The organism is Pantoea sp. XY16 (assembly GCF_025153065.1).
Classification (GTDB): Bacteria; Pseudomonadota; Gammaproteobacteria; order Enterobacterales; family Enterobacteriaceae; genus Pantoea; species Pantoea alfalfae.
Map to the genome: position 1 here is coordinate 180,381 of NZ_JANZNP010000002.1, position 25,677 is coordinate 206,057.

Below are 25,677 nucleotides of genomic sequence, written 5' to 3' on the forward strand. Positions count from 1 at the left end.
GTGAGTAACCTGTCTCTGGATTTTTCCACCGAAAATTTCAAACCTCTGGCCGCGCGTATGCGGCCAGAAACATTGAAACAGTACATTGGTCAGCAACATCTGCTGGGTGCGGGCAAACCACTGCCGCGCGCGATTGAAGCAGGGCACCTGCACTCGATGATCCTGTGGGGACCACCCGGGACCGGCAAGACGACACTCGCTGAAATCATTGCGCATTATGGTAACGCCGATGTGGAGCGTATCTCAGCTGTCACTTCGGGTGTGAAAGAGATTCGTGAGGCAATTGAGCGTGCCCGCCAGAATAAACATGCCGGGCGGCGCACCATCCTGTTTGTGGATGAGGTCCATCGGTTTAACAAGAGCCAGCAGGATGCTTTTCTGCCGCATATCGAAGATGGCACGATTACCTTTATTGGCGCGACCACCGAAAACCCCTCTTTTGAACTTAACTCCGCGTTGCTCTCCCGCGCCCGCGTCTATCTGCTGAAATCGCTGACTCTGAAAGATATTGAGCAGGTGCTGGATCAGGCGATGCAGGACAAAACACGCGGGTATGGCGACAGTGATATTGTGCTGCCGGACAACACGCGCAGGATGATTGCTGAGCTGGTTAATGGCGATGCACGCCGGGCGCTGAACACGCTGGAGATGATGGCGGATATGGCCGAAATCACCGCCTCGGGTCAGCGTGAACTGACGCCGCAGTTGCTCAACGAAGTCTCGGGTGAGCGATCCGCGCGTTTTGATAACAAAGGCGACCGCTTTTACGATCTGATTTCGGCTCTGCACAAATCTGTGCGCGGTTCGGCACCCGATGCGGCGCTTTACTGGTATGCACGCATTATTACCGCAGGTGGCGATCCGCTCTATGTGGCACGCCGGTTGCTGGCTATCGCCTCAGAAGATGTCGGCAATGCCGACCCACGCGGTATGCAGGTGGCAATTGCGGCCTGGGATTGCTTTACGCGTGTCGGGCCGGCAGAAGGGGAGCGTGCTATTGCGCAGGCGATTGTCTATCTGGCCTGCGCGCCTAAAAGTAATGCGGTCTATAACGCGTTTAAAGCTGCAATGCGCGATGCGCGCGACCATCCCGATTACGATGTACCTGAGCATCTGCGCAATGCGCCGACTAAGCTGATGAAAGAGATGGGCCTGGGCAAAGAGTATCGTTATGCCCATGACGAAACCAACGCTTATGCCGCCGGTGAAGTCTATTTTCCGCAGGAACTGGCCAGCGCACGCTATTACACTCCAACCCAGCGCGGGCTTGAGGGTAAGATTGGTGAAAAGCTAAGCTGGCTCGCTGAGCAGGATCAAAATAGCCCGACAAAACGCTACCGCTGAAACAGACGTTACGGTAATGTGGGCAATGTTTTCAACGCATTCCGCAGGAATGCGTCCCTTCTTTCAACCAACTTTTTATACACAGGATAAGCATGCTCGATCCCAATCTGCTGCGTAACGAGCCAGACGCAGTCGCAGAAAAACTGGCACGCCGGGGATACAAACTGGATGTGGAAACGCTGCGTTCGCTTGAAGAGCGTCGCAAAGTACTGCAGGTGGAAACTGAAAATCTGCAGGCAGAGCGTAATTCCCGATCCAAATCCATCGGTCAGGCCAAAGCACGTGGGGAAGACATCGAGCCGCTGCGTCAGGAAGTGAACGCGCTGGGCGAACGCCTGGATGCCGCAAAAGCAGAACTGGATGAACTGCAGAATCAAATCCGTGACTTTGCGCTGGCGCTGCCGAACATTCCGGCAGATGAAGTGCCGCTGGGCAAAGATGACAGCGAAAACCAGGAAGTGAGCCGATGGGGTACACCGCGCGAATTCAGCTTCCAGGTTAAAGATCACGTTGAGCTGGGTGAAGCGGCGAAAGGTCTGGATTTTGCGGCTGCCGTTAAACTGACCGGTTCGCGCTTTGTGGTCATGCAGGGGCAGATTGCCCGCCTGCACCGTGCACTGAGTCAGTTTATGATTGACCTGCACACTGAGCAGCATGGCTACCTTGAAACCTACGTGCCTTACCTCGTTAACCACGAAACGCTTTATGGTACCGGACAGCTGCCTAAGTTTGGCGAAGACCTGTTCCATACCCGTCCGCTGGAAGAGCAGTCAGACAGCAGCAACTATGCGTTGATTCCTACCGCGGAAGTGCCGCTGACCAACCTGATGCGCGACGAGATCGTGGAAGAGGATAGCCTGCCGGTTAAACTGACCGCGCATACGCCATGCTTCCGTTCTGAAGCGGGTTCTTACGGTCGTGACACGCGCGGCCTGATCCGTATGCACCAGTTCGACAAAGTTGAAATGGTGCAGATTGTCACTCCGGAACAGTCAATGGATGCGCTGGAAGAGCTGACTGGTCATGCAGAGAAAGTGCTGCAGCTGCTGAATCTGCCGTATCGTAAGGTTTTACTCTGTACTGGCGATATGGGCTTTGGATCGACCAAAACCTACGATCTGGAAGTCTGGCTGCCAGCGCAGAATACCTATCGTGAGATTTCATCCTGTTCCAACATGGGTGATTTCCAGGCGCGTCGTATGCAGGCCCGTTACCGCAACAAACAGGAAAAGAAACCGCGTCTGGTTCATACCCTGAATGGCTCAGGTCTGGCCGTAGGTCGTACTTTGGTCGCGGTGCTGGAAAACTATCAGCAGGAAGATGGCCGCATCACCGTACCTGAAGTTTTACGCCCCTACATGAATGGCGTTGATATCATCGGCTAAGCGATTCACAATCTCTTAAACCCGGCTATAGCCGGGTTTTTTTATGCCTGATTTTTGAAAAAAAGGATTTATTGAGACGGAATTTATTCACAAATAAACGTTATCGATACCAGGTGCGCCGGAACGCTTAAAAAGCTAATTTTTCATAGAGATAGCGTTCAGCAGCGTGCCGCATAATACAATTGTAACCCACTGAAGATTAGTAAATTAAATTGTCCCGCAGCAAAATGTGCTGCTGTCAAATTCGGCCCATTGACTTTAAAAAAGCCAGTGGCAAACTGCGCGCAATTTCCTTCATTTTGCTCTGGTTTTTATCCCCTATGTCAACCTGGTCACGCCCCGTGATATTGCTGCTTTGCGGCCTGATGTTAATGACTGTCGCCATTGCCGTGCTGAATACGCTTGTTCCGCTGTGGCTGACGCATGACTTACTGACAACCTGGCAGGTGGGTATCGTAAGTTCCTCTTATTACACCGGCAATCTGGCAGGTACATTGCTGGCAGGCTGGTTAATCAGGCATTACGGGTTTAATCGCAGTTATTATCTGGCAACAGGACTCTTTGCCGTGGCAACGATTTGCCTGGTAACGATGGAAGGTTTCTGGGCATGGAGTTCGCTTCGTTTTGTCGCGGGCGTAGGCTGTGCACTGATGTGGGTCGTGGTTGAAAGCGCACTTCTCTGTAGCGGAACCGTCCGCAATCGTGGACAGCTACTGGCTGCCTATATGATCGTTTATTATCTCGGCACTGTAACCGGTCAGTTACTGGTCAGCACACTCTCAACAGAATTACTGAGCGTAGTACCCTGGGTCACTTCGCTGGTGTTCTGCGCGGTACTGCCGCTGGTCTTCACACGGGTATCAGCCACCGGTGAAGCGGCTGAAGCGGCACCGGCTCGCATCTGGCCGATGCTTCGTCGCCGCAGTTCACGTCTCGGCATCAATGGGTGCATTATCTCCGGTATCGTTTTAGGCTCGCTTTATGGCCTGATGCCGCTTTACCTGTCGCATCAGGGAATGAGTGATGCCAATGTCGGCTACTGGATGGCGTTACTGGTTAGCGCAGGGATTGTCGGGCAGTGGCCAGTTGGTCGTCTTGCCGATCGTTTCGGCCGCTTGCTGGTGCTGCGGGTGCAGGTCTTTGTCGTTATCCTGGGGGCGATGGCCATGTTAACCAATGCCGCAATGGCGCCAGCGCTGTTTGTTCTGGGACTGGCAGGCTTCACACTCTATCCGGTGGCGATGTCCTGGGCTTGCGAGACAGTCGCACATCATGAACTGGTTGCGATGAATCAGGCGCTGCTGATGAGTTATACCGTTGGCAGTCTGGCTGGACCCGCAATGACCTCTGTTCTGATGCAGAATTATTCTGACCGGCTGCTGTTTGTGATGATCGCCGCAGTGGCGCTGATCTATCTGCTGATGCTGCTGCGTAAAGTGGATCAGCAGGCGACGCCAGTGGCACATGCCTGATCGCTGAACAGTAAAAAGGGAGCGTTAAGCTCCCTTTTTTATGACCGATTATTCAGTACATCACTTCGTGACCGTAGCTGGCGAGAATGTTTTTAACGCGTTCCATCGTCTCTTTCCCCGGTGGTTTCACCCCATCCAGCTTGTACTCTTCACCCATCGCAATCCATTTATGCTTACCCAGCTCGTGATAGGGCAGTAATTCAATCTTCTCGACGTTCTTCATGTCACGTGTGAATTCACCCAGCCGATGCGCGGTGTCATCATCGTCAGAATAGCCAGGTACCACGACAAATCGGATCCAGGTCCGCTTGCCTTTTTTCTGCAGATAGCGGGCAAAATCCAGCGTACGATGATTGGATACACCCACCAGAATCTGATGCACGTCATCATTCATCTGTTTGAGATCGAGCATCACTAAGTCAGTCACGTCGAGCAGTTCGTCGATCACTGGATCGTAGCGGCGTACGAAACCGTTGGTGTCGAGACAGGTATGGATGCCTTCGGCCTTGCAGGCGCGGAACCAGTCACGCACAAATTCAGCCTGAAGAATCGCTTCACCCCCTGACGCAGTAACACCGCCACCAGACGCATTCATAAAGTGGCGATAGGAGAGCACATCCGCCATCAGCGCCTCGACGCTGATCTCTTTTCCGCCGTGAGTATCCCAGGTGTCACGGTTGTGACAGTAGAGACAGCGCATCAGGCAGCCCTGGAAGAAGGTGATGAAACGGATGCCGGGACCGTCGACGGTCCCGCAGGATTCAAATGAGTGGATACGACCGTTAACTGACATTGCGATGTTTCTCCAGTGAGTCTGCCGGGACAGACGGCGCAATCTCTGTTGCGCTCAGGGCAGGAAATCGATTCTGAGAGGAACCTTGATGAAGATGACCATCAGAACAGACTTTTAAGGAAAAGGCTCCGCGAGGAGCCTTTTTATCGGGTTTAGCCGTGATTACAGTGACTGTGTGAAGGTACGGGTAATCACATCCTGCTGCTGCTCTTTAGTCAATGAGTTAAAGCGTACAGCGTAACCAGAAACGCGAATTGTCAGCTGCGGATACTTCTCCGGATGCTCCATCGCGTCCAGCAGCATTTCACGGTTCATGACGTTGACGTTAAGGTGCTGGCCGCCTTCGATGCTGGCTTCGTGATGGAAGTAACCATCCATCAGACCGGCAAGGTTGGTTTTGCGCACATTATCATCTTTACCCAACGCGTTTGGCACGATTGAGAAGGTATAGGAGATACCATCTTTCGCATAGGCAAACGGCAGTTTAGCGACAGAAGTCAGTGAAGCCACAGCACCTTTCTGGTCACGACCATGCATCGGGTTAGCACCGGGTCCAAACGGTGCGCCAGCGCGACGTCCATCCGGCGTGTTACCGGTTTTCTTACCATACACCACGTTCGAAGTGATAGTCAGGACAGACTGCGTCGGCACGGCATTACGATAGGTAGTCAGCTGTTGAATTTTCTTCATGAAGCGTTCAACCAGATCGCAGGCCAGGTCATCAACGCGGGCATCGTTGTTACCGAACTGTGGATATTCACCTTCGATATCGAAGTCGATCGCCAGACCATCTTCGTCACGAATTGGTTTCACTTTGGCGTATTTAATTGCTGAAAGTGAATCCGCAGCAACAGAAAGACCGGCGATACCACAGGCCATGGTGCGATAGACATCCCGGTCATGCAGGGCCATCAGTGCCGCTTCATAGCTGTACTTATCATGCATGTAATGGATGATGTTCAGCGAAGTCACATACTGCTTCGCCAGCCAGTCCATGAAGTGATCCATACGCTCCATGACGGTGTCGAAATCCAGCACGTCGTCGCTGATTTTGTCGCCTTTCGGTCCAACCTGCATTTTCAGTTTTTCATCCACGCCGCCGTTGATTGCGTAAAGCAGCGTTTTCGCCAGGTTGGCACGTGCGCCAAAGAACTGCATTTGTTTGCCGACAATCATCGGGCTCACGCAGCAGGCGATGGCGTAGTCGTCATTGTTGAAATCAGGACGCATGAGGTCATCATTCTCATACTGCAAAGATGAGGTATCGATAGAGACTTTAGCGGCGTATTTCTTGAAATTAATGGGCAGTTTTTCTGACCACAGAATGGTCATGTTTGGCTCAGGTGAAGGACCCATGGTGTAAAGGGTATTCAGGAAGCGGAAAGTGCTTTTGGATACCAGTGTACGACCATCAACGCCCATACCTGCCAGTGATTCGGTTGCCCAGATTGGGTCACCAGAGAACAGCTCATCATATTCTGGGGTACGCAGGAAGCGAACCATGCGCAGTTTCATGACCAGATGGTCAATCAGTTCCTGAGCCTGTTCTTCCGTCAGCTTACCGGCTTTAAGATCACGCTCAATGTAAATATCCAGGAAGGTTGAGACGCGGCCAAAGGACATGGCAGCACCGTTTTGTGATTTAACGGCAGCCAGGTAACCATAGTAAGTCCACTGCACAGCTTCCATCGCGTTGGTGGCCGGACCGGAAATGTCATGACCATATTTTGCGGCCATCTCTTTGATCTGGGCCAGCGCATGATGCTGATCGGAGATCTCTTCACGCAGACGAATGGTCGCCTCGAGATTCACACCGTTCTCTAAATCTTCCTGCAGTGATGCGAACTGAGAGAATTTATCCGCCATCAGGAAATCGATGCCGTACAACGCCACACGACGATAGTCACCGATAATACGACCACGACCATAAGCATCAGGAAGACCGGTCAGAATACCTGATTTGCGGCAGCGCAGAATGTCCGGGGTATAAACATCGAAGACACCCTGGTTGTGTGTTTTGCGGTATTCGGTGAAGATTTTTTTCAGAGAAGGGTCGAGTTCACGGCCATACACTTTGCATGAACCTTCGACCATTTTGATGCCGCCATAAGGAATGATGGCGCGTTTTAATGGTGCTTCAGTCTGCAGACCAACAATTTTTTCCAGAGACTTATTAATGTAGCCCGCGTCGTGCGAGGTAATTGTGGAGGCGAGATCGGTGTCGAAGTCGACTGGCGCGTGGGTGCGGTTCTCAATTTTGATGCCTTCCAGCACGCTTTCCCACAGCCTGGTGGTTGCTTCAGTGGCGCCCGCCAGGAATGACTCATCACCTTCATAGGGGGTGTAGTTTTTCTGAATGAAGTCGCGCACATTGACGCTGTTCTGCCATTCGCCTTCAGCAAATCCTTCCCATGCTGAAGCCAGTTTTGCATTAAGTTCGGTCATAATATACCTGCCTTATATGAAGAGACTTTACGGTCGGGCACAGTCAACGTCCTGTGCCGTCAAAAATGCGTTTAATGTACCTGGTCACCTTTGCGGAGATAGATAACCCAGTAAGTCAGCCCAACCAGAACGCCACCGCCGATGATGTTACCGATCGTTACGGGAATCAGATTATGGAGAATAAAGTTACTGACGGTCAGCGAATGAAACTGTGCAGCCGTGGTGCCAGCAGCCTGCCAGAACTCAGGTGTTGCGAAGTCGCGGATAGTAATGGCATAGGGAATGAGAAACATGTTAGCGATGCTGTGTTCGAAACCGCTGGCGACAAACATCCCAACAGGCAGAATCATCACGACCAGCTTATCGGTCAGGCTGCGACCGGAATAGCTCATCCAGACGGCGAGGCAGACCAGCAGATTAGCTAATGTACCCAGACAGACTGCTTCTATAAAGGTGTGATGCATCTTGTGATCGGCGGTTTCCAGGACATTCAACCCCCATGCACCATTCGCAACCATATGCTGTCCGGCAAACCACATCAGGGCGACAAAGAAGAGTGCACCGGCCAGGTTACCGGCGTAGACGTTAATCCAGTTGCGGGCCAGCTGACCCCAGCTGATGCGACCACTGGCTTTAGCCACGACGATTAGTACCGTCGAGGTAAAAAGGTCGGCACCACACACCACGACCAGCATCAAACCGAGAGAGAAGCAGATACCGCCAATCAGTTTGGCTATACCATAAGGCATCGCGCCACTGCCGGTAGTCGCTGTAATATAAAAAACGAATGCGATTGAGATGAATACGCCAGCGTTTATGGCCAGAAAGAAGGTAGTAAAGGGATGTTTGGTTGCTTTATAGATACCGGCGTCTTCGGCCACTTTCGCCATTGCGGCGGGTAATAAAAGATTAAAAGGGTTGTCAGTTTTCACACTAACTTACTCCTGAAGTTGTCTGAAAAAATACTAACAAAGGAGTATAGGTCAGTAATTGATGTGGATCATGTTTGACGAAATGGTAGCCAGGCTATCGTGTTTAAATGGAAAAATAATTGCGTAACTTACTGAAAATAAAGTATTAAATAAATTTTAAAAATACAAATATATTTTAATGACAGGCGATTGCGCGCGTTTTTAATTCAAGCGGTGTTATAAATTAATATCTTATATGTTAAGTAAAATAATGGAATGTGGCGGAAGGTATTTTTATTACAGCTAATGTTTCATTGAGATAGAGGAAAATTATGGCACCAGATAAATCCAGTGCCATGTTGAGCTATCTGTTTCCAGCGTCAGGCGTTATGCCTTACGCTTTTTTCCAGTAATGACGTTTGGCAGCTTGCAGTTTTTCGTATGCAGCAAGCAGGGATTGATGAGCCGGAAATGCCTGCAACTCTTCATCCACAGCCTGAAGCCCATTAAACGGATTCTCACCACTGATAGCGGCGGAAGCCGCTTCCATTGCGTTCTCACCATACATACGCAGGAAGGCGTGATGATATTGCAGCGGATCGCGCTCATCTTCCATTGCCAGTAACAGCAGGGTCTGCAGGCAACGATAGTAATTAGCCCGCTCTGGCGTAAAGATTGAGCTGTTAAACTCCATTGTCCATTCTGTCCAGATCAATGCCTGATCCAGATCGCCGCCCGCCAGCGCCAGCATCGCTTTTAGTTCGCCAATACGCAGCGTGTACCAGCCGTTGTCTTTACCGGTTGCCAGACCCAGCAGCTCGCGAACACGGGTGAAGTCGTCAAAACCTTCATCATCCAGCTGTCCAATCAGATCCAGATACTCTTCCGGATTCCAGTTGCTGTCAGGCAGGGCAAGCAGGGTTGCACGGATGCCAGCACCCATGCTGTTATTCGCCAGGAACAAATCTTCCGCCGGGTAGATATCAGACATGCCAGGTACGATAATGCGGCAGGCATAAACACCCAGGTGCTCGTAGTCAGCGATATAGACTTCCTGATTTTCTGAAGCGAAGATCGCCATCAGCGTAGCAAATTCCTGCTCGGTGCTGCCTGCGAAAGACCAGTCGACAAAGGGATAATCCGCCGTCTCTTTAAACAGATCCCAGGAGATAAGACCGCTTGAATCGATGAAGTGTGTTTCGAGGTTGGCATGTTCAGCCACTTCTTCGTCATCAAAGGTCGGTGGTGTAAACACATCCAGATCTTTGAGGCTGCGACCCTGCAGCAACTCGGTGACGGTACGCTCCAGCGCCACACCGAAATCAGGATGCGCACCAAATGAGGCAAAGCAGGTGCCGTTGGTCGGGTTAAACAGTACCACACAAATAACCGGATATTTGCCACCCAGCGAGGCGTCATAAGCGAAAATCGGGAAGCCTTCTGCTTCAAGGCGCGCAATCGCTTCAATGACGTCAGGATAGCGCTGCATCACCTCATCAGGAATCGCTGGCAGGCTGATTGCTTCCGCAATAATGCGGTTTTTAATGTAGCGCTCAAACACTTCTGAAAGCCCCTGAACACGGGCTTCATTTGCGGTGTTACCTGCAGACATGCCATTTGAAACATAGAGGTTGCCGATAATGTTCATCGGAATATAGACAGTGTGCTGATCGGACTGGCGGGTAAAGGGCAGAGCGCATATACCACGCTCAGCATTGCCGGATTGCAAATCAATGAGGCCGGAAGCCGTCAGAGCATTGTCGGCATCGTAAAACGCGTGCAGGCGCGCATCCAGAATGCCTTCAGGTAAAGAATCATCCTCTGGTAACGCAAACCATTTTTCATTGGGATAGTGAACAAAATCACCGTCAGCGATCTTTTTCCCCAGCCAGAAGTCAGCAAAAAAATAGTTAGTAGAGAGACGCTCGAAATACTCACCCAGTGCAGAGGCCAGTGCCGCTTTTTTACTGGCGCCTTTACCATTGGTAAAACAGAGCGGGCAATCGCGGTCGCGGATATGCACTGACCAGACATGGGGGACAGGATTCAGCCAGGAGGCTTCTTCAATGTTAAAGCCAAGATCCTGCAGCTTGTTCTGGAAACGCGCGATGGAGTCTTCCAGTGCGGCATCTTTGCCCGGGATAAATGTTTGCGTCATAGTGCCGCTCTCTCTGTTGTCATAGGGTGCGTAAAGCGCGCCATGATACGGATTTTGCTAACTGACCGCTATCAGGGCGGGACATTTTTACCGGCTTAGTTTACCGACGTAGTTTTCATCACAGCGGCACTCTGGCCAAACGCAGATTGATGGCGCTAGATAAAGCCTCACAAAATTCCGTTGAGATTTACATTGGTAACATAACCTCCGGCGAGCCGGATTCAGAAAATGTGACCGCACCCTGATTTATGATTGCAGCTATCAGAATGCAGTGATAAAACCGGATGGTTATTCATAACCGTTCGATATGACAGTGGTGAGGGGAAATGACGCAAGTTTATAATTTTAGCTCTGGCCCGGCGATGCTACCGGTTGAAGTCCTTCGTCGTGCAGAACAGGAGCTGACGAACTGGCGCGGTCTGGGTACCTCTGTAATGGAGATCAGTCACCGCAGTAAAGAGTTTATTCAGGTGGCTGAGGAAGCGGAGCAGGACTTCCGTGATCTGCTAAAAATACCGGCTAATTACAAAGTTTTATTCTGTCATGGCGGCGCGCGTGCGCAGTTCGCTGCAGTACCGGGTAATCTGCTCGGGCAAGCGACCAGCGCCGACTATGTCGATGGCGGCTACTGGGCACACAGTGCAATTAAAGAAGCGGAAAAGTATTGTTCTCCGCGTACGCTGGATGTGAAAACCACTCGCGATGGTAAACGTGCCATTCTGCCGATGAGCGAATGGCAGGTGAGTGAATCGTCTGCTTATCTGCATTTCTGCCCGAATGAAACTATCGATGGCATCGCCATTGATGAACAGCCCGATTTCGGCAATAAAACTGTTGTCGCTGACTTCTCATCTACCATTTTGTCACGTCCGATCGATGTGAGCCGCTATGGCGTGATTTATGCGGGTGCGCAAAAAAATGTCGGTCCGGCCGGGTTAACGCTGGTTATCGTTCGCGACGATCTGCTGGGTCAGGCGCACGCCTCTGTACCTTCAATTCTTGATTACAAAGTGCTGGCCGATAATGATTCGATGTTTAATACCCCGCCAACATTTGCATGGTATCTCTCAGGCCTGGTGTTTAAATGGCTGAAAGAGAAGGGCGGTGTGGCCGAAATTGATCGTATCAATCAGGCAAAATCTGACCTGCTTTATGGCGTTATCGATCACAGTGGCTTCTACCGTAACGATGTGGCTAAAGAAAATCGCTCGCGCATGAATATTCCTTTCCAGCTGGCTGATGCGTCGCTCGATGCACTGTTCCTGGAAGAGTCATTTAAGGCAGGATTGCATGCGCTTAAAGGCCATCGTGTAGTAGGCGGTATGCGCGCCTCTATTTATAATGCGATGCCGCTGGAAGGTGTGAAGGCGCTGACCGATTTCATGGTCGACTTTGAACGCCGTCACGGCTGATTATTAAGATATCAGCGTTGATGCTGATGCCAGACCTCGTCATAGGGCGAGGTCTCTGTATTTTTTGAGGATTTCGTTTCACATGCAGGACTCCCTGACTCTCCAACCGATCGCGCGCGTCGATGGCACCGTAAATCTGCCCGGCTCAAAAAGCGTTTCCAATCGCGCATTGCTGCTGGCTGCGCTGGCTGAAGGTACCACCCGTCTCACCAACCTGCTCGACAGCGATGATGTTAAGCATATGCTGAATGCGCTGACCGCGCTGGGCGTAAGCTATACGCTCTCCAGCGATCGCACCGTGTGTGAAGTGACGGGAAATGCCGGGCCACTGCACTCCTCTCAACCGTTGTCGCTGTTTCTGGGCAATGCCGGAACCGCAATGCGTCCTCTGGCCGCTGCACTCTGTTTGGGCGAGCACGATATCGAGCTGACCGGCGAACCCCGCATGAAAGAGCGTCCAATCGGGCATCTGGTTGATGCACTTCGTCAGGGGGGAGCAAGTATTGAGTACCTGGAAAACGAAAGTTATCCGCCGCTGCGTTTACGCGGTGGTTTCACCGGGGGGGAAGTCAGTGTAGATGGCAGCGTCTCCAGTCAGTTCCTGACAGCACTGCTGATGACCGCGCCGCTGGCACAGCAGGATACCTGCATCACTATCAAAGGCGATTTGGTTTCCAAACCTTATATTGATATCACACTCAATCTGATGCAGTGCTTTGGCGTCGGGGTTGAGAATCAGAACTATCAACGCTTCCTGATTAAGGGACAGCAACAGTATCAGTCACCGGGCGATTACCTGGTTGAAGGCGATGCCTCTTCCGCCTCCTATTTCCTGGCTGCCGGCGCAATAAAAGGTGGCACGGTTCGCGTCACCGGTATCGGACGCCAGAGTGTGCAGGGCGATATCCGTTTCGCTGATGTGCTGGAAAGGATGGGTGCGGTAATTGAGTGGGGCGATGATTTCATTGCCTGCACGGCCGGAAAACTGCAGGCCATTGATATGGACATGAACCATATCCCGGATGCTGCCATGACCATCGCGACCACCGCGCTGTTTGCCGACGGCACGACCCAGTTACGTAATATTTATAACTGGCGAGTAAAAGAGACTGATCGACTGAGCGCAATGGCTACAGAGCTGCGTAAAGTGGGGGCGGAAGTTGAAGAGGGCCATGACTATATCCGTATTACACCGCCAGCATCGCTGATTCATGCTGATATTGGTACCTACAACGATCACCGCATGGCAATGTGTTTTTCGCTGGTTGCCCTTTCCGATACACCAGTAACTATTCTCGATCCTGGCTGTACAGCGAAAACCTTCCCGGACTATTTTGTTCAGCTGGCTAAAATCAGCCAGCACGCCTGATATCGCCTTTCCGGTGCGGTTCCGCACCGGGTCTCCCCCTGATTCAATCTGGCTGTAACCTGACCGATATCCTCTGAATTGACTAACATTTCGAACCCGGTCAGTGCGAAAGGGTAACCAAGCCTTGCTATGCAGCGTATAATGCTAAGCATTAAGGGTGACCTGAAGGTCATAATGCACGCAGCAACAGGAGGGAATAATGACAGTAACTGCCCCGGTCATAACTATTGATGGGCCAAGTGGAGCGGGAAAGGGAACCCTGTGCAAAGCGATGGCAGAATCGCTGCAGTGGCATCTGCTGGACTCTGGTGCTATTTATCGCGTGCTGGCGTTAGCGGCATTGCATCATCAAGTGGACATTGAATCTGAAGAAGCGCTGGTGCCGATTGCTGCACATCTTGATGTGCGCTTTTTGTCACAAAATGGTGAAATGCAGGTCATACTTGAAGGTGAAGATGTTACCGGTGAAATCCGCACTCAGGAGGTCAGCAACACCGCCTCACGTGTCGCTGCCTTTCCGCGGGTGCGCGAAGCGTTATTGCGCCGTCAGCGCGGTTTCCGTGAGATGCCGGGCCTGATCGCTGATGGCCGCGATATGGGCACCGTGGTTTTCCCGGATGCGCCAGTAAAGATTTTCCTTGATGCCAGCCCGGAAGAGCGTGCTCAGCGACGTATGCTACAGTTGCAGGGAAATGGCTTTAATGTTAACTTTGACCGCCTTTTAGCCGAGATAAAAGAACGCGACGACCGCGATCGTAACCGCGCAATTGCGCCTTTAGTCGCTGCTGCCGATGCACTGGTTCTGGACTCTACAGAGATGTCTATCGACCAGGTCATTGAAAAAGCGCTACACTATGCCCGCGAGAAGCTGGGCATTCCGGCTTAACTGAATTTATCACCCTGTACCACGGATCCGGTGCCGGGCATGTGAAACAACCCCATCCGACATGAAGTCAGATGGACGTTAAATTGAAGAATCCTGAAGATTATCAATATGACTGAATCTTTTGCTCAACTATTTGAAGAATCCTTAAAAACAATCGAAACCCGCCCGGGTTCTATCGTTCGTGGCATCGTCGTTTCTATCGACAAAGATGTCGTTCTGGTTGATGCGGGTCTGAAATCTGAATCTGCAATTCCTGCAGAGCAGTTCAAGAACGCAGCCGGCGAACTGGAAATCCAGGTAGGCGACGAAGTTGATGTTGCTCTGGATGCAGTGGAAGACGGCTTCGGTGAAACCCTGCTGTCCCGTGAGAAAGCTAAGCGCCATGAAGCATGGATCACGCTGGAAAAAGCTTACGAAGACGCTGAAACTGTTACCGGTGTTATCAACGGCAAAGTTAAAGGCGGCTTCACAGTTGAGCTCAACGGTATCCGTGCGTTCCTGCCAGGTTCACTGGTAGATGTGCGTCCGGTGCGCGATACGCTGCACCTGGAAGGCAAAGAGCTTGAGTTCAAAGTCATCAAGCTGGATCAGAAACGCAATAACGTCGTGGTTTCACGTCGTGCGGTTATCGAATCCGAAAACAGCGCAGAGCGCGATCAGCTGCTGGAAAACCTGCAGGAAGGCATGGAAGTTAAAGGTATCGTTAAGAACCTCACTGACTACGGTGCATTCGTTGATCTGGGCGGCGTTGATGGCCTGCTGCACATCACTGATATGGCATGGAAACGCGTTAAGCATCCAAGCGAAATCGTTAACGTTGGCGACGAAATCACCGTTAAGGTGCTGAAGTTCGACCGCGAGCGTACCCGTGTTTCTCTGGGTCTGAAGCAGCTGGGCGAAGATCCATGGGTTGCTATCGCTAAACGCTATCCGGAAGGCACTCGCCTGACCGGTCGTGTTACCAACCTGACTGATTATGGCTGCTTCGTGGAAATCGAAGAAGGCGTTGAAGGTCTGGTACACGTGTCTGAAATGGACTGGACCAACAAAAACATCCATCCGTCTAAAGTTGTTAACGTAGGCGATGTTGTTGAAGTTATGGTTCTGGACATTGACGAAGAGCGTCGTCGTATCTCCCTGGGTCTGAAACAGTGTAAATCTAACCCATGGCAGCTGTTCGCTGAGACGCACAACAAAGGCGATCGTGTTGAAGGTAAAATCAAGTCAATCACTGACTTCGGTATCTTCATCGGCCTGGACGGCGGCATCGACGGTCTGGTTCACCTGTCTGACATCTCCTGGAACGCGACCGGCGAAGAAGCCGTTCGTGAGTACAAAAAAGGCGATGAAATCGCTGCCGTTGTACTGCAGGTTGATGCAGAGCGCGAGCGTATCTCTCTGGGCGTTAAACAGCTGGCAGAAGATCCGTTCAACAACTACATCACTCTGAACAAGAAAGGTGCCATCGTCACCGGTAAAGTGACTGCAGTTGATGCTAAAGGTGCTACAGTTGAATTAGCAGACGGCGTTGAGGGTTACCTGCGCGCTTCTGAAGCTTCACTGGACCGCATTGAAGATGCAACTCTGGTTCTGAACGTTGGCGACGACGTTGAAGCTAAGTTCACCGGCGTTGATCGTAAAAACCGTGTCGTAAGCCTGTCTGTCCGTGCGAAAGACCAGGCTGATGAGAAAGAAGCTATCAATACTGTTAACACCAAACAGGAAGAAGGCAATTTCTCTAGCGCTATGGCTGAAGCGTTCAAAGCGGCTAAAGGCGAGTAATCGACCTGAAGCACCGGGTGGGCAACCACCCGGTTTCGGTAAAAGCTGTCATACATTCCTACAGGGATAAACCGGAGGTTACATGACCAAGTCAGAACTGATCGAAAGACTGGCGGGACAGCATACTCATATACCGGCGAAAGTCGTTGAGGATGCAGTAAAAGAGATGCTTGAGCATATGGCCACTACGCTGGCACAAGGCGAACGCATCGAAATCCGGGGATTCGGCAGCTTTTCTTTGCACTATCGCGCTCCGCGTACTGGACGTAACCCGAAAACGGGTGACAAAGTGGATCTGGAAGGTAAATACGTTCCCCACTTTAAGCCAGGCAAAGAACTGCGCGATCGCGCAAATATCTACGGCTAAGCCGATACCGAACCAGATAAACGACATCTCCGGATGTCGTTTTTTTTTGCCTGCTATCCAGGTTGAGACCTGACATCCAGATTACGGTCATCCACACTGCAATGCCGCGCTCTCCTTGCGAAACGGCTCCAGCCTCACTCATTGTCCACTGTTAATTTCTCCCCAATTGCCCAGAATAATCGAACTGAATCAATGGATATGATTATGCTGACATGGACCATTCTGGCGCGACTGGCGATCGTTGCAACGTTACCGCTACTGCTGATGGCGCGGCTGCCTTCCGGTGAGACGATTCTGCTGCTTGTCCTCGTGGGTCTGGCTCTGCTGCATTGCGCTTACCCGCCGCTTCGTCTGACCGGTATCACTCTGCTGTTTCTGGCATGGGCCTGTAACGACGCCCGTCTGATGGTGCGGGATATCGAAAAGTTCTCGGCGCGTCCTGCCACCTACACCCTTCAGATCAGTGAACTGCGAAAAGAGCGGAAGCAAATCCGGGTTCGTCTGCTTGAAGAACAGGGCAGGATGATATTCCCGCCTCGCTTTGCCTGGCTCTTTTTCGATACTGATCCAGAGATTTACTGTCCGGGCCAGCGCTGGACCATGCACCTCCGTCTGCGACCGGTCCATGCCCGCCTTAATGAAGGCGACTTTGATGCACAGCGTTTTGCACTCGCGAATAATACGCCGCTTCAGGGGCGGATCCTTAAACAGGATGCTATCAGCGATCGCTGTGATGGCCGCTGGCGATTTATTGTAGGGCACCGTGACAGGACCCGTGAAATGCCTTCGCGTGGCACGCTGGAGGCGCTGGCATTTGGTATCCGGGAGGAAATGAGCCCACAGACGCGCCAGCTACTGCGTGATACCGGCACGGCGCACCTGATGGCGATATCGGGCATGCATATTGCCCTGGCAGCCAGCACTGGCTGGGTGCTTGCGCGAGGCGTGCAGTTTATATTGCCAGCCCGCTTTATCGGCTATCTTTTTCCCCTCATCGTGAGCTGGCTGTTTGCAGCAATCTATACCTGGCTTTCAGGGGCGCAGCCTCCTGCAGCCCGTTCTCTGCTCGCCCTGACGCTATGGACGATAACACGGCTTGCGGGTGTTCAGCTGAACAGCTGGCAGATCTGGACGTTCTGTATTGCGTTGCTGCTGGTGATGGATCCACTGACCGTGCTGTCTGACAGCTTCTGGCTTTCGGTACTGGCTGTCGGCATGTTGCTGGTCTGGTATCACTGGTTCCCGCTGCCTGCACAGTTCCGCCATCAATGGCGCTGGATTCCGGTACAGCTACTGCATTTGCAGGCGGGCATGATGATTTTAATGGTGCCGTTGCAGGTGGCGATTTTCAACGGCATCAGCCTGACTGCGCTGGTGGCGAATGTTGTCGCGATTCCGGTCGTCTCGTTTATTACCATGCCTCTGGTGACGCTCGCCCTGCTGCTACCGGTGGCGCATTTATCTGGCTTCTTCTGGGGAGCGGCCGATCTCTCTTTACGCGCACTGTTTCATTGCCTGACGTTGCTGCCACCAGGCTGGTGGCCGCTGAGTGGCACAACCTGGTTTACGGTCATGGTATGGGGTGGCCTGATTCTCTGGCGTGCGCAGCTCTTCTTCTCTCTGCCACTAAGCAGCTGCGCGTTAGCGCTGGCGATGATACTGAGTCGCCAGCCAAATCAGGAGCAGGGCTGGCGCATCGATATGCTGGATATCGGGCACGGTCTGAGTCTGGTGATCAGCCAGGGCGACGAGGCCGTAATGTATGACACCGGCCCGCGCTGGCAGAACGATAATGCGGGGAGTCGGGTGATCATTCCGTGGCTGGAGCGCAGGCAGTTACGGTTAAAACAGGTCATCCTGAGTCATAAGCATCTGGATCATACTGGCGGGCTGGAGGCGATTACGCAACGCTGGCCAGCGGTTGACGTCAGAAGTGCGCTGGCTGATGAGGCACACTTACCCTGCGTACGGGGCACGCAGTGGCGCTGGCGGCAGCTCCACTTTCGGGTGGTCTGGCCGCTGACGGCCCCCCTGCCGGGCGGAAATAATGACTCCTGTGTGGTGATCGTCGATGATGGTCAGGTTCGTCTGATGTTAACCGGTGACATTGAAGCGAAAGCGGAACGCCAACTGGTGGCGCTGGAGAAGCAGGGGCTGAAGGTCGATATTCTGCAGGTCCCGCACCACGGCAGCCGTACTTCGTCGACCTCATTGCTGCTGCGTAAAGCCGCAGGCCACACCGCTATCGCCTCGCTGGCACGCTACAATGCATGGCGTATGCCCGCGAAAAATGTGCTGGAAAACTATCGAACGGCCGGTTTTCAGTGGCTGGATACGGGCCAGTCAGGACAAATCAGTATCAGGATAGCGCAGGGCAGAGCGCAGGTTTCGACCTTGCGGGATCAATTAATGCCCCGTTGGTATCATCAGTGGTTTGGCGTCAAACGCGAATCCAGGTAGAATGGCCGGCTATTTCCAACAGCGTGAATAAATAATGCATCAAGATAAAGATCTCTCTACGTGGCAGACGTTTCGCCGACTCTGGCCGATGATCGCGCCTAATAAAGCGGGATTAATTGCGGCCTCAGTCGCCCTGATTATTAATGCTGCGGGCGACGCCTTAATGCTCTCACTGTTGAAACCGTTACTGGATGATGGTTTTGGTAAAGCTGACAGATCGGTGATGCTGTGGCTGCCGTTAGTGGTTATTGGCCTGATGCTGGTACGCGGAGTCACCAGTTATATCTCCAGCTACTGCATCTCCTGGGTCTCTGGCAACGTCGTGATGAACATCCGCCGTCGTCTGTTCAGCCATATGATGGGCATGCCGGTTTCGTTTTTCGACCAGCAGTCAACCGGCACCCTGTTGTCACGCATTACTTACGATTCTGAGCAGGTCGCCTCCTCTTCTTCGGGCGCGCTGGTCACCGTAGTGCGTGAAGGGGCTTCCATTATTGGCCTGTTTATCATGATGTTCTACTACAGCTGGCAACTGTCGCTGATCCTGATTGTACTGGCACCTATCGTCTCCTTTGCTATCCGCACCGTCTCTAAGCGCTTCCGCACCATCAGCAAAAGTATGCAGAACACTATGGGGCAGGTGACAACCAGCGCCGAGCAGATGCTGAAAGGGCACAAAGAAGTGCTGATTTTTGGCGGACAGGACATTGAATCGGAGCGCTTTTCCCGCGTCAGTAACCGGATGCGTCAGCAGGGAATGAAACTCGTTTCAGCCTCCTCCATTTCCGATCCGATTATTCAGCTGATCGCGTCGCTGGCACTGGCTTTTGTGCTCTATGCTGCCAGCTTCCCCAGCGTCATGGATACCCTGACAGCCGGTACCATCACCGTGGTTTTCTCCTCGATGATTGCCCTGATGCGCCCGCTTAAGTCTCTGACCAACGTCAACGCCCAGTTCCAGCGTGGGATGGCGGCCTGTCAGACACTGTTCTCTATTCTGGATAGTGAGCAGGAAGTGGATAACGGTACGCGCGAAATCACCCGTGCTAAAGGGGATATTGAATTCCGTGATGTGACCTTTACCTACCCTGGTCGTGAAATTCCGGCCCTGCGCAATATCAATCTGTCGCTGCCGGCAGGAAAAACGGTGGCGCTGGTGGGCCGTTCCGGTTCCGGTAAGTCTACGATGGCGAGTCTGCTGACCCGCTTTTATGACATCCAGCAGGGCGAAATCCTGCTGGACGGTCATGATCTGCGTGAGTACAGCCTGCGCTCATTGCGTAATCAGGTGGCGCTGGTGTCACAGAATGTGCACCTCTTCAACGACACGATTGCCAATAACATCGCGTATGCCCGCAGTGAGCAATACAGTCGTGAAGAGATCGAGCAGGCGGCCACCATGGCGCATGCCATGGACTTTATCAATAAAATGGATAAGGGTCTGGATACGATGATTGGCGAGAATGGCGTGCTGTTATCTGGCGGTCAGCGTCAGCGTATCGCCATTGCCCGTGCGTTGCTGCGTGATTGTCCGATTCTGATCCTGGATGAAGCGACCTCGGCGCTGGATACCGAGTCAGAACGCGCGATTCAGTCTGCACTGGATGAGTTGCAGAAGAACCGTACCTCGCTGGTAATTGCGCACCGCCTTTCTACCATTGAGAAAGCGGATGAAATCGTGGTAATTGAAGATGGCCAGATTGTTGAACGCGGAACGCATCAGGTGCTGTTAGCAGAACGCGGCGCCTATGCACAGCTGCATAAAATGCAGTTCGGCCAATGATTGAACGTATCTGGAGTGGTCGTTCACCGCTATGGCTACTGCTATGGCCATTCAGCCTGCTGTATGGCGCGATCACGGCCCTGATACGCTTCAGTTACAGGCGCGGCTGGCGTAAAAGCTGGCGTGCGCCTCTGCCGGTCGTGGTGGTGGGTAACCTGACTGCCGGCGGAAATGGTAAGACACCAGTCGTGATCTGGCTGGTTGAGGCGTTGCAGCAACGTGGCCTGCGCGCTGGCGTCGTCTCCAGAGGGTATGGCGGCAAGGCGGACCACTATCCTTTGCTGGTCACGGCGCAGACCCCCACGCAACAGGCCGGTGATGAACCGGTACTGATCGCCCAGCGCACCGGAGCGCCGGTTGCGGTTGCTCCCAAAAGGCGACAGGCGATTGAAGCGTTACTGAAGCAGGGGCCGCTGGATGTGATCATCACGGATGATGGCCTGCAACATTACGCCCTGCAGCGCGATCGCGAAATCGTGGTGGTTGATGGGGTCCGTCGCTTTGGTAATGGCTGGTGGTTGCCTGCCGGTCCGATGCGTGAACGTGCCGATCGTCTGCGGCAGGTGGATGCCGTCATCATTAATGGCGGTAAGGCCCTGGGTGACGAGATTGCGATGCAACTTCAGCCCGGACTCGCCACCAATCTGCTGACCGGGGAAACCCGCGCACCTGAGCAACTGGGCGCAGTGGTTGCCATGGCCGGTATTGGTCATCCTCCGCGCTTTTTCACCACGCTGAAACAGCAGGGTATTACGCCGGTTGCAGAGATCGCCTTTGCCGATCATCACGCCTACAGTGAAGATGAGCTGACACGATTATTACAGCCGGGTCAGCAGCTATTAATGACTGAAAAGGACGCAGTGAAATGCCGTCACTTTGCGCAGCCTGACTGGTGGTATCTGCCGGTGGACGCCCATTTAACCGGTAAAGCCGTAACGCCGTTACTGGACGATATTGAACAACGCTGCCGTCGCCGGCTCTGATAGCCGCACCCATTCAGGTGAAGCCTGATAAGGAAGAGGATGAACACCCCGCATTCACTTTCGTTACAGCAAGCACGTCATCTTCATCTCGCCGCGCAGGGCCTGCTGCGCCCTCCGGCAAAACGCGCGGTTTATCAGGATCTGATTAGCTGCATCTCCCGCATGTCACTGCTGCAAATTGATACCATTCATGTGGTGGCACGCAGTCCTTATCTGGTGCTGTTCAGTCGCCTGGGGAACTATCCTCAGGCATGGCTGGAACAGGCGCTGGCCCAGGGCGAACTCTTCGAGTACTGGGCGCACGAAGCCTGCTTTATTCCCCGCGCCGATTACAGACTGCTTCGTCATCGCATGCTCTCTCCTGAACGTCTGGGCTGGAAATACAATGCGCAATGGGTTGCTGACCACCAGCAGGCGATTACCGAATTACTGCAGCTGATTCAGCAAAACGGCCCGGTGCGCGCCGCCGATTTCACCCATGCCGATAACCCGAAGTCGGGCTGGTGGGCATGGAAACCACACAAACGCCATCTGGAAAATCTGTTTAGCGCCGGTGAGCTGATGGTCGCGGAACGCCGTAACTTTCAGCGTGTCTATGATCTGCGCAGCCGCATCATGCCCGACTGGCAGGATGCGGTGCATGGCATCAGCGAAGCCGAGGCCACCCGACAGATGCTGATGAACAGCGCCCGTAGCTTAGGGATTTTCCGCGCGGCCTGGCTGCCGGACTACTATCGCCTTAAACGAGCACCCCTGAACGACTTTATCGCTGATGCCCAGGCCGCGGGCGATCTGGTCGCCGTCGATACAGAGGGGCTGGGTGAGATGTGGCTGCATCGTGACTACCTGCCATTACTGGAGACACCGCTGCAGGCGACGCACAGCGCGCTGCTGTCCCCGTTTGATCCGGTAGTCTGGGATCGCAAGCGTGCGCGGGAGCTGTTCAGTTTTGACTATCGTATCGAGTGTTACACCCCCGAGGAGAAGCGTAAATTTGGCTATTTCGTTTTGCCCATCCTTCATCGTGGTCAGATAAAAGGACGGCTCGATGCCCGTATGCTGCGTCAGGCAAAACAGCTGGAGATTAAAAAACTCTGGCTGGAAGAGACGACCCGCATCACGGCGCGCTTTGTGGTGGATATCCGGCGTGCAATTGAGCGCTTCGCGGTCTGGCAGGGAGCAGAAAGCGTCGCTATTCTGCAGGCACCCGATGCACTCAACGATCACTGGCCAGCCCAGTGGCGGCTGGATTAATCAATTTTGCGGCAGCCGCTGCGGGAAGGCGTTTTACCCCATCCCGCCTGCGCTGCGCTATGGTATGCTTGATGCCTTAAGCATTCGGTTCCTGATGGAGGACATATGGATCATCGTTTACTCGAAATCGTTGCCTGCCCGGTGTGCAATGGCAAACTTTACTTCAACAATGCTCAGCAGGAGCTGATCTGCAAGCCTGATGGCCTGGCCTTCCCGGTTCGGGATGGTATTCCGGTGCTGCTGGAAACCGAAGCCCGTACTCTGTCAGTTGAAGAGATTCATCCATGAGTTTCACTGCCATCATTCCTGCGCGCTATGCGTCAACCCGGTTACCCGGCAAGCCGCTGCTCGATATTCACGGTAAACCGATGGTGGTGCATGTGATGGAGCGCGCCCGTGAATCGGGTGCCAGTCGGGTCATTGTTGCTACCGATCATCCTGACGTCGCCAGAGCAGTGGAGGCGGCAGGCGGTGAAGTCTGCATGACCCGCGTCGATCACCAGTCCGGCACGGAGCGGCTGGCGGAAGTGATCGAAAAATATCAGTTTGCAGATGACGAAATCATCGTCAATGTGCAGGGTGATGAGCCGATGATCCCGGCAGAGATTGTGCGCCAGGTGGCGACCAATCTGGCGGGCTCAGCGGCCGGGATGGCAACGCTGGCGGTGCCAATAACCGATGTGGAAGAAGCCTTTAATCCGAACGCGGTGAAGGTGGTCATGGATGCGAATGGCTATGCGCTCTATTTCTCACGGGCCACCATTCCCTGGGATCGGGAACGCTATGCTGCCTCACGCGAGCAGATTGGCGATACGCTACTTCGTCACATTGGTATCTATGCCTACCGTGCCGGTTTTATTCGCCGCTATGTTGCCTGGGCACCTTGTCCTCTTGAACAGATTGAGCTGCTCGAGCAACTGCGTGTTTTATGGTACGGCGAAAAAATTCATGTCGCCGTAGCAAAAACCATTCCCAGCGTGGGTGTGGATACGCCAGACGATTTGCAACGCGTCCGCAATGCCATGCAGGCCTGATATACGGGGAGTCAGTCTCCCCGTTTCAGCGCAACGTTATTGATCCGCCGCTAAACTTATCGCCAGTACTTCCTTCAGGATATTATGATATTCATCTGAGGAGGATGCCGCATGGAACAGCTTAAATCAGAACTCACGCTGGCGCTGGGTGAAAGCATCAGCCGCCTCGAATTAATCAGTGAACATCCGCCCACCCGACTCTATGCCCTGTACGATAGGCAGGGGCACCCCATGCCGATGGTGGCAAAATATTTTCTTCATCAGGGGCGGGCAGCGCTAGAAGCCAGAAAGCTGGCATTACTGGGGCAGGCCGGATTGATCCCTGTGCCAGCGGTCTATGGTCTGGTGCTGAGCCAGCAGCCGCCGGTGCATGAAACGCTTCTGATGACGAGACTGAATGGCGTGACGGCGGAGGCGCCTGCGCGGGATGCTCAGCGATGGCAACAGTTTTGCGAGCAGGCAGTCGAGGGTCTGCTGGCCTGGCACCGGCTCGACAGCCACGGTCTGGTCGGAACGGTAGACAGCACGCAGCAGAATTGCTGGCCGGCCTGGTATGCACAACGGGTTGAGGTATTGTGGTCGACACTCAGCTATCTGCGCCCACCCGGCTTCACGCTGGAAGATCGCCAGATTCTGTTCCGCTGCCGGTCACGTCTGGCGCATCTTTTCCACGACTTTGATGATCCCTGCGTGATGGTTCACGGCAACGTGCGGCTGCAGAGCATGCTGAAAAACAGCCGCAGTGACCAGTTAGTCGCGATGACACAGCCGGGCACGATTCTCTGGGCGCCCCGTGAATATGACCTGATCCATCTGGATACCTCACCTGCTGAGACAGCGCTGCTGCACGACTACCTGCAACGGGCACCCGTCTCTGAAGGCTTTGTCTGGCGCCGGTGGGTTTATCAGCTGTGGGACTGCATCGAACATCTCGTGCAGACCGGCACGTTCAACCGCCCGCGTTTTGACCATGCCCGTGCGCAACTACTTCCCTGGCTCGGCTGAGTCGGGTTTCTCACCTTTAAGCCGCTGCAGTAACGTGCCCAGCGTTTCATACACTGCCCGTTCGCTGTGGCTCAGCCAGATCGATGAAGGTATCGCGCGTTCCCAGCCATTCAGCGGCGAGGTAATCGCCAGCTGATTGGCAGGGGCAGCAATCGGCTTCAGACCGACCGCGTGGAAAAAGCGTATCGCCCGCGGCATATGATTCGCTGAGGTGACCAGCAGCAACGTGCGATCGCCTACTACCGTTTTGACCGCCTGCGCTTCATCCGCGGTATCACGAGGCTGGTCAAGAATCTGAATGTGTTCGCGCGGTACGCCCAGACTTTCTGCCACCTGAGCGGCTACCCAGGCGCTGCTCTTCGGATTGGTGCCACCGGCAGCGCCGGTAAAAATCAGGGTCGACTGTGGATTGCGTTGCCATTGACGAATACCTTCCGCCACGCGTGGCAGACTGTTATTCAGCAGGTTTGAGCTGGGTGCCCATGCCGGGTTGAAGGTATAGCCTCCGCCCAGCACCACAATGTAGTCCACCTTCTCTGCACCGTTCCAGGTCGGATAGCGGTTATCCAGCGGCAAAAGCAGCCGATCGGCCAGCGGTTGCAGGCTCAGCAGCAGCAATAACAGCCAGCTGACAGAGATCACGGTTTTGCCGCTTTTTTGCCAGTCAGTAAACCAAAGCAGTAAAATGCCCAGCGCCATCAGCAAAAGCAGAAACGGCAAGGGTAAAAGCAGCCCGCCAATCACTTTTTTCAGGGTAAATAACATCGAAAACGCGTCCTGTTGTCCGAAAATAGAGCACCCGGAAGGGAAGATGGGGATGAAAGGTTCATTCTT

20 protein-coding genes are annotated in these 25,677 nt (G+C 53.3%); 15 read left to right on the plus strand and 5 right to left on the minus strand.

Annotated elements, in window-relative coordinates:
* From N1689_RS02470 to N1689_RS02480, 3 genes are all read left to right on the plus strand, one after another.
* Positions 1 to 1,344, plus strand: coding sequence for a replication-associated recombination protein A (locus N1689_RS02470; protein ID WP_161734230.1), 1,344 nt, complete (start codon positions 1 to 3; stop codon positions 1,342 to 1,344).
* A gap of 92 nt (positions 1,345 to 1,436) precedes the next feature.
* Positions 1,437 to 2,729 (plus strand): serine--tRNA ligase, encoded by a 1,293-nt coding sequence (serS, locus tag N1689_RS02475; protein ID WP_033732108.1) that lies wholly within the window; start codon positions 1,437 to 1,439, stop codon positions 2,727 to 2,729.
* A gap of 320 nt (positions 2,730 to 3,049) precedes the next feature.
* Positions 3,050 to 4,201, plus strand: coding sequence for an MFS transporter (locus N1689_RS02480; protein WP_260057770.1), 1,152 nt, complete (start codon positions 3,050 to 3,052; stop codon positions 4,199 to 4,201).
* Between the two features lie 52 nt (positions 4,202 to 4,253).
* Here N1689_RS02480 and pflA read toward each other — a convergent pair whose 3' ends face one another.
* From pflA to ycaO, 4 genes are all read right to left on the minus strand, one after another.
* A complete protein-coding gene (pflA, locus tag N1689_RS02485) occupies positions 4,254 to 4,994 on the minus strand; it encodes a pyruvate formate lyase 1-activating protein (protein WP_161734226.1) in 741 nt (246 codons plus the stop codon).
* 162 nt (positions 4,995 to 5,156) lie between these two features.
* Positions 5,157 to 7,439 (minus strand): formate C-acetyltransferase, encoded by a 2,283-nt coding sequence (gene pflB / locus N1689_RS02490; RefSeq protein ID WP_260057772.1) that lies wholly within the window; start codon positions 7,437 to 7,439, stop codon positions 5,157 to 5,159.
* Between the two features lie 71 nt (positions 7,440 to 7,510).
* Positions 7,511 to 8,371 carry a formate transporter FocA gene (gene focA, locus N1689_RS02495; protein WP_161734222.1) on the minus strand — a complete coding sequence of 287 codons (861 nt, stop codon included), beginning with the start codon at positions 8,369 to 8,371 and terminating at the stop codon, positions 7,511 to 7,513.
* Positions 8,372 to 8,744: 373 nt separating this feature from the next.
* Complete coding sequence (gene ycaO, locus N1689_RS02500) at positions 8,745 to 10,508, minus strand: 30S ribosomal protein S12 methylthiotransferase accessory factor YcaO (protein ID WP_260057773.1); 1,764 nt, start codon at positions 10,506 to 10,508, stop codon at positions 8,745 to 8,747.
* 326 nt (positions 10,509 to 10,834) lie between these two features.
* Here ycaO and serC point away from each other — a divergent pair, with 326 nt between their 5' ends.
* From serC to N1689_RS02560, 12 genes are all read left to right on the plus strand, one after another.
* On the plus strand, positions 10,835 to 11,920 hold the full coding sequence (gene serC, locus N1689_RS02505; RefSeq protein WP_161736096.1) for a 3-phosphoserine/phosphohydroxythreonine transaminase: 1,086 nt from the start codon (positions 10,835 to 10,837) through the stop codon (positions 11,918 to 11,920).
* An 82-nt stretch (positions 11,921 to 12,002) separates the two neighbouring features.
* A complete protein-coding gene (gene aroA / locus N1689_RS02510; protein ID WP_260057774.1) occupies positions 12,003 to 13,289 on the plus strand; it encodes a 3-phosphoshikimate 1-carboxyvinyltransferase in 1,287 nt (428 codons plus the stop codon).
* 199 nt (positions 13,290 to 13,488) lie between these two features.
* Positions 13,489 to 14,175 carry a (d)CMP kinase gene (gene cmk / locus N1689_RS02515; RefSeq protein ID WP_013357315.1) on the plus strand — a complete coding sequence of 229 codons (687 nt, stop codon included), beginning with the start codon at positions 13,489 to 13,491 and terminating at the stop codon, positions 14,173 to 14,175.
* 108 nt (positions 14,176 to 14,283) lie between these two features.
* A complete protein-coding gene (rpsA, locus tag N1689_RS02520; protein WP_003849352.1) occupies positions 14,284 to 15,957 on the plus strand; it encodes a 30S ribosomal protein S1 in 1,674 nt (557 codons plus the stop codon).
* An 82-nt stretch (positions 15,958 to 16,039) separates the two neighbouring features.
* On the plus strand, positions 16,040 to 16,324 hold the full coding sequence (ihfB, locus tag N1689_RS02525) for an integration host factor subunit beta (protein WP_003849360.1): 285 nt from the start codon (positions 16,040 to 16,042) through the stop codon (positions 16,322 to 16,324).
* A 204-nt stretch (positions 16,325 to 16,528) separates the two neighbouring features.
* Positions 16,529 to 18,784 carry a DNA internalization-related competence protein ComEC/Rec2 gene (locus tag N1689_RS02530; RefSeq protein WP_260057775.1) on the plus strand — a complete coding sequence of 752 codons (2,256 nt, stop codon included), beginning with the start codon at positions 16,529 to 16,531 and terminating at the stop codon, positions 18,782 to 18,784.
* A 34-nt stretch (positions 18,785 to 18,818) separates the two neighbouring features.
* Positions 18,819 to 20,567, plus strand: a complete 1,749-nt coding sequence (gene msbA, locus N1689_RS02535; protein WP_010669759.1) for a lipid A ABC transporter ATP-binding protein/permease MsbA — start codon at positions 18,819 to 18,821, stop codon at positions 20,565 to 20,567.
* On the plus strand, positions 20,564 to 21,550 hold the full coding sequence (gene lpxK, locus N1689_RS02540) for a tetraacyldisaccharide 4'-kinase (RefSeq protein ID WP_161736093.1): 987 nt from the start codon (positions 20,564 to 20,566) through the stop codon (positions 21,548 to 21,550). Before msbA ends, lpxK begins: the two co-directional genes overlap by 4 nt.
* Positions 21,551 to 21,589: 39 nt before the next feature.
* Positions 21,590 to 22,804, plus strand: coding sequence for a winged helix-turn-helix domain-containing protein (locus N1689_RS02545; RefSeq protein ID WP_260057779.1), 1,215 nt, complete (start codon positions 21,590 to 21,592; stop codon positions 22,802 to 22,804).
* A gap of 105 nt (positions 22,805 to 22,909) precedes the next feature.
* Complete coding sequence (locus N1689_RS02550) at positions 22,910 to 23,092, plus strand: Trm112 family protein (protein ID WP_003849374.1); 183 nt, start codon at positions 22,910 to 22,912, stop codon at positions 23,090 to 23,092.
* On the plus strand, positions 23,089 to 23,838 hold the full coding sequence (gene kdsB / locus N1689_RS02555; protein WP_161736091.1) for a 3-deoxy-manno-octulosonate cytidylyltransferase: 750 nt from the start codon (positions 23,089 to 23,091) through the stop codon (positions 23,836 to 23,838). Before N1689_RS02550 ends, kdsB begins: the two co-directional genes overlap by 4 nt.
* 111 nt (positions 23,839 to 23,949) lie before the next feature.
* Entirely contained in the window at positions 23,950 to 24,843 is an 894-nt protein-coding gene (locus N1689_RS02560; RefSeq protein WP_260057783.1) for a phosphotransferase, read from the plus strand.
* Here N1689_RS02560 and elyC read toward each other — a convergent pair.
* A complete protein-coding gene (elyC, locus tag N1689_RS02565; protein ID WP_161736089.1) occupies positions 24,823 to 25,608 on the minus strand; it encodes an envelope biogenesis factor ElyC in 786 nt (261 codons plus the stop codon). The two genes, N1689_RS02560 and elyC, sit on opposite strands and share 21 nt — an antisense overlap.
* Positions 25,609 to 25,677: the final 69 nt, after the last annotated feature.

Excerpts from the sequence above, each read along its gene's own strand:
- serS (WP_033732108.1), top strand. The coding sequence starts at position 1,437 with ATGCTCGATCCCAATCTGCTGCGTAACGAGCCAGACGCAGTCGCAGAA.
- N1689_RS02480 (WP_260057770.1), top strand. The coding sequence starts at position 3,050 with ATGTCAACCTGGTCACGCCCCGTGATATTGCTGCTTTGCGGCCTGATG.
- pflA (WP_161734226.1), bottom strand. The coding sequence starts at position 4,994 with ATGTCAGTTAACGGTCGTATCCACTCATTTGAATCCTGCGGGACCGTC.
- pflB (WP_260057772.1), bottom strand. The coding sequence starts at position 7,439 with ATGACCGAACTTAATGCAAAACTGGCTTCAGCATGGGAAGGATTTGCT.
- ycaO (WP_260057773.1), bottom strand. The coding sequence starts at position 10,508 with ATGACGCAAACATTTATCCCGGGCAAAGATGCCGCACTGGAAGACTCC.
- serC (WP_161736096.1), top strand. The coding sequence starts at position 10,835 with ATGACGCAAGTTTATAATTTTAGCTCTGGCCCGGCGATGCTACCGGTT.
- aroA (WP_260057774.1), top strand. The coding sequence starts at position 12,003 with ATGCAGGACTCCCTGACTCTCCAACCGATCGCGCGCGTCGATGGCACC.
- cmk (WP_013357315.1), top strand. The coding sequence starts at position 13,489 with ATGACAGTAACTGCCCCGGTCATAACTATTGATGGGCCAAGTGGAGCG.
- rpsA (WP_003849352.1), top strand. The coding sequence starts at position 14,284 with ATGACTGAATCTTTTGCTCAACTATTTGAAGAATCCTTAAAAACAATC.
- ihfB (WP_003849360.1), top strand. The coding sequence starts at position 16,040 with ATGACCAAGTCAGAACTGATCGAAAGACTGGCGGGACAGCATACTCAT.
- N1689_RS02530 (WP_260057775.1), top strand. The coding sequence starts at position 16,529 with ATGCTGACATGGACCATTCTGGCGCGACTGGCGATCGTTGCAACGTTA.
- msbA (WP_010669759.1), top strand. The coding sequence starts at position 18,819 with ATGCATCAAGATAAAGATCTCTCTACGTGGCAGACGTTTCGCCGACTC.
- lpxK (WP_161736093.1), top strand. The coding sequence starts at position 20,564 with ATGATTGAACGTATCTGGAGTGGTCGTTCACCGCTATGGCTACTGCTA.
- N1689_RS02545 (WP_260057779.1), top strand. The coding sequence starts at position 21,590 with ATGAACACCCCGCATTCACTTTCGTTACAGCAAGCACGTCATCTTCAT.
- N1689_RS02550 (WP_003849374.1), top strand. The coding sequence starts at position 22,910 with ATGGATCATCGTTTACTCGAAATCGTTGCCTGCCCGGTGTGCAATGGC.
- kdsB (WP_161736091.1), top strand. The coding sequence starts at position 23,089 with ATGAGTTTCACTGCCATCATTCCTGCGCGCTATGCGTCAACCCGGTTA.
- N1689_RS02560 (WP_260057783.1), top strand. The coding sequence starts at position 23,950 with ATGGAACAGCTTAAATCAGAACTCACGCTGGCGCTGGGTGAAAGCATC.
- elyC (WP_161736089.1), bottom strand. The coding sequence starts at position 25,608 with ATGTTATTTACCCTGAAAAAAGTGATTGGCGGGCTGCTTTTACCCTTG.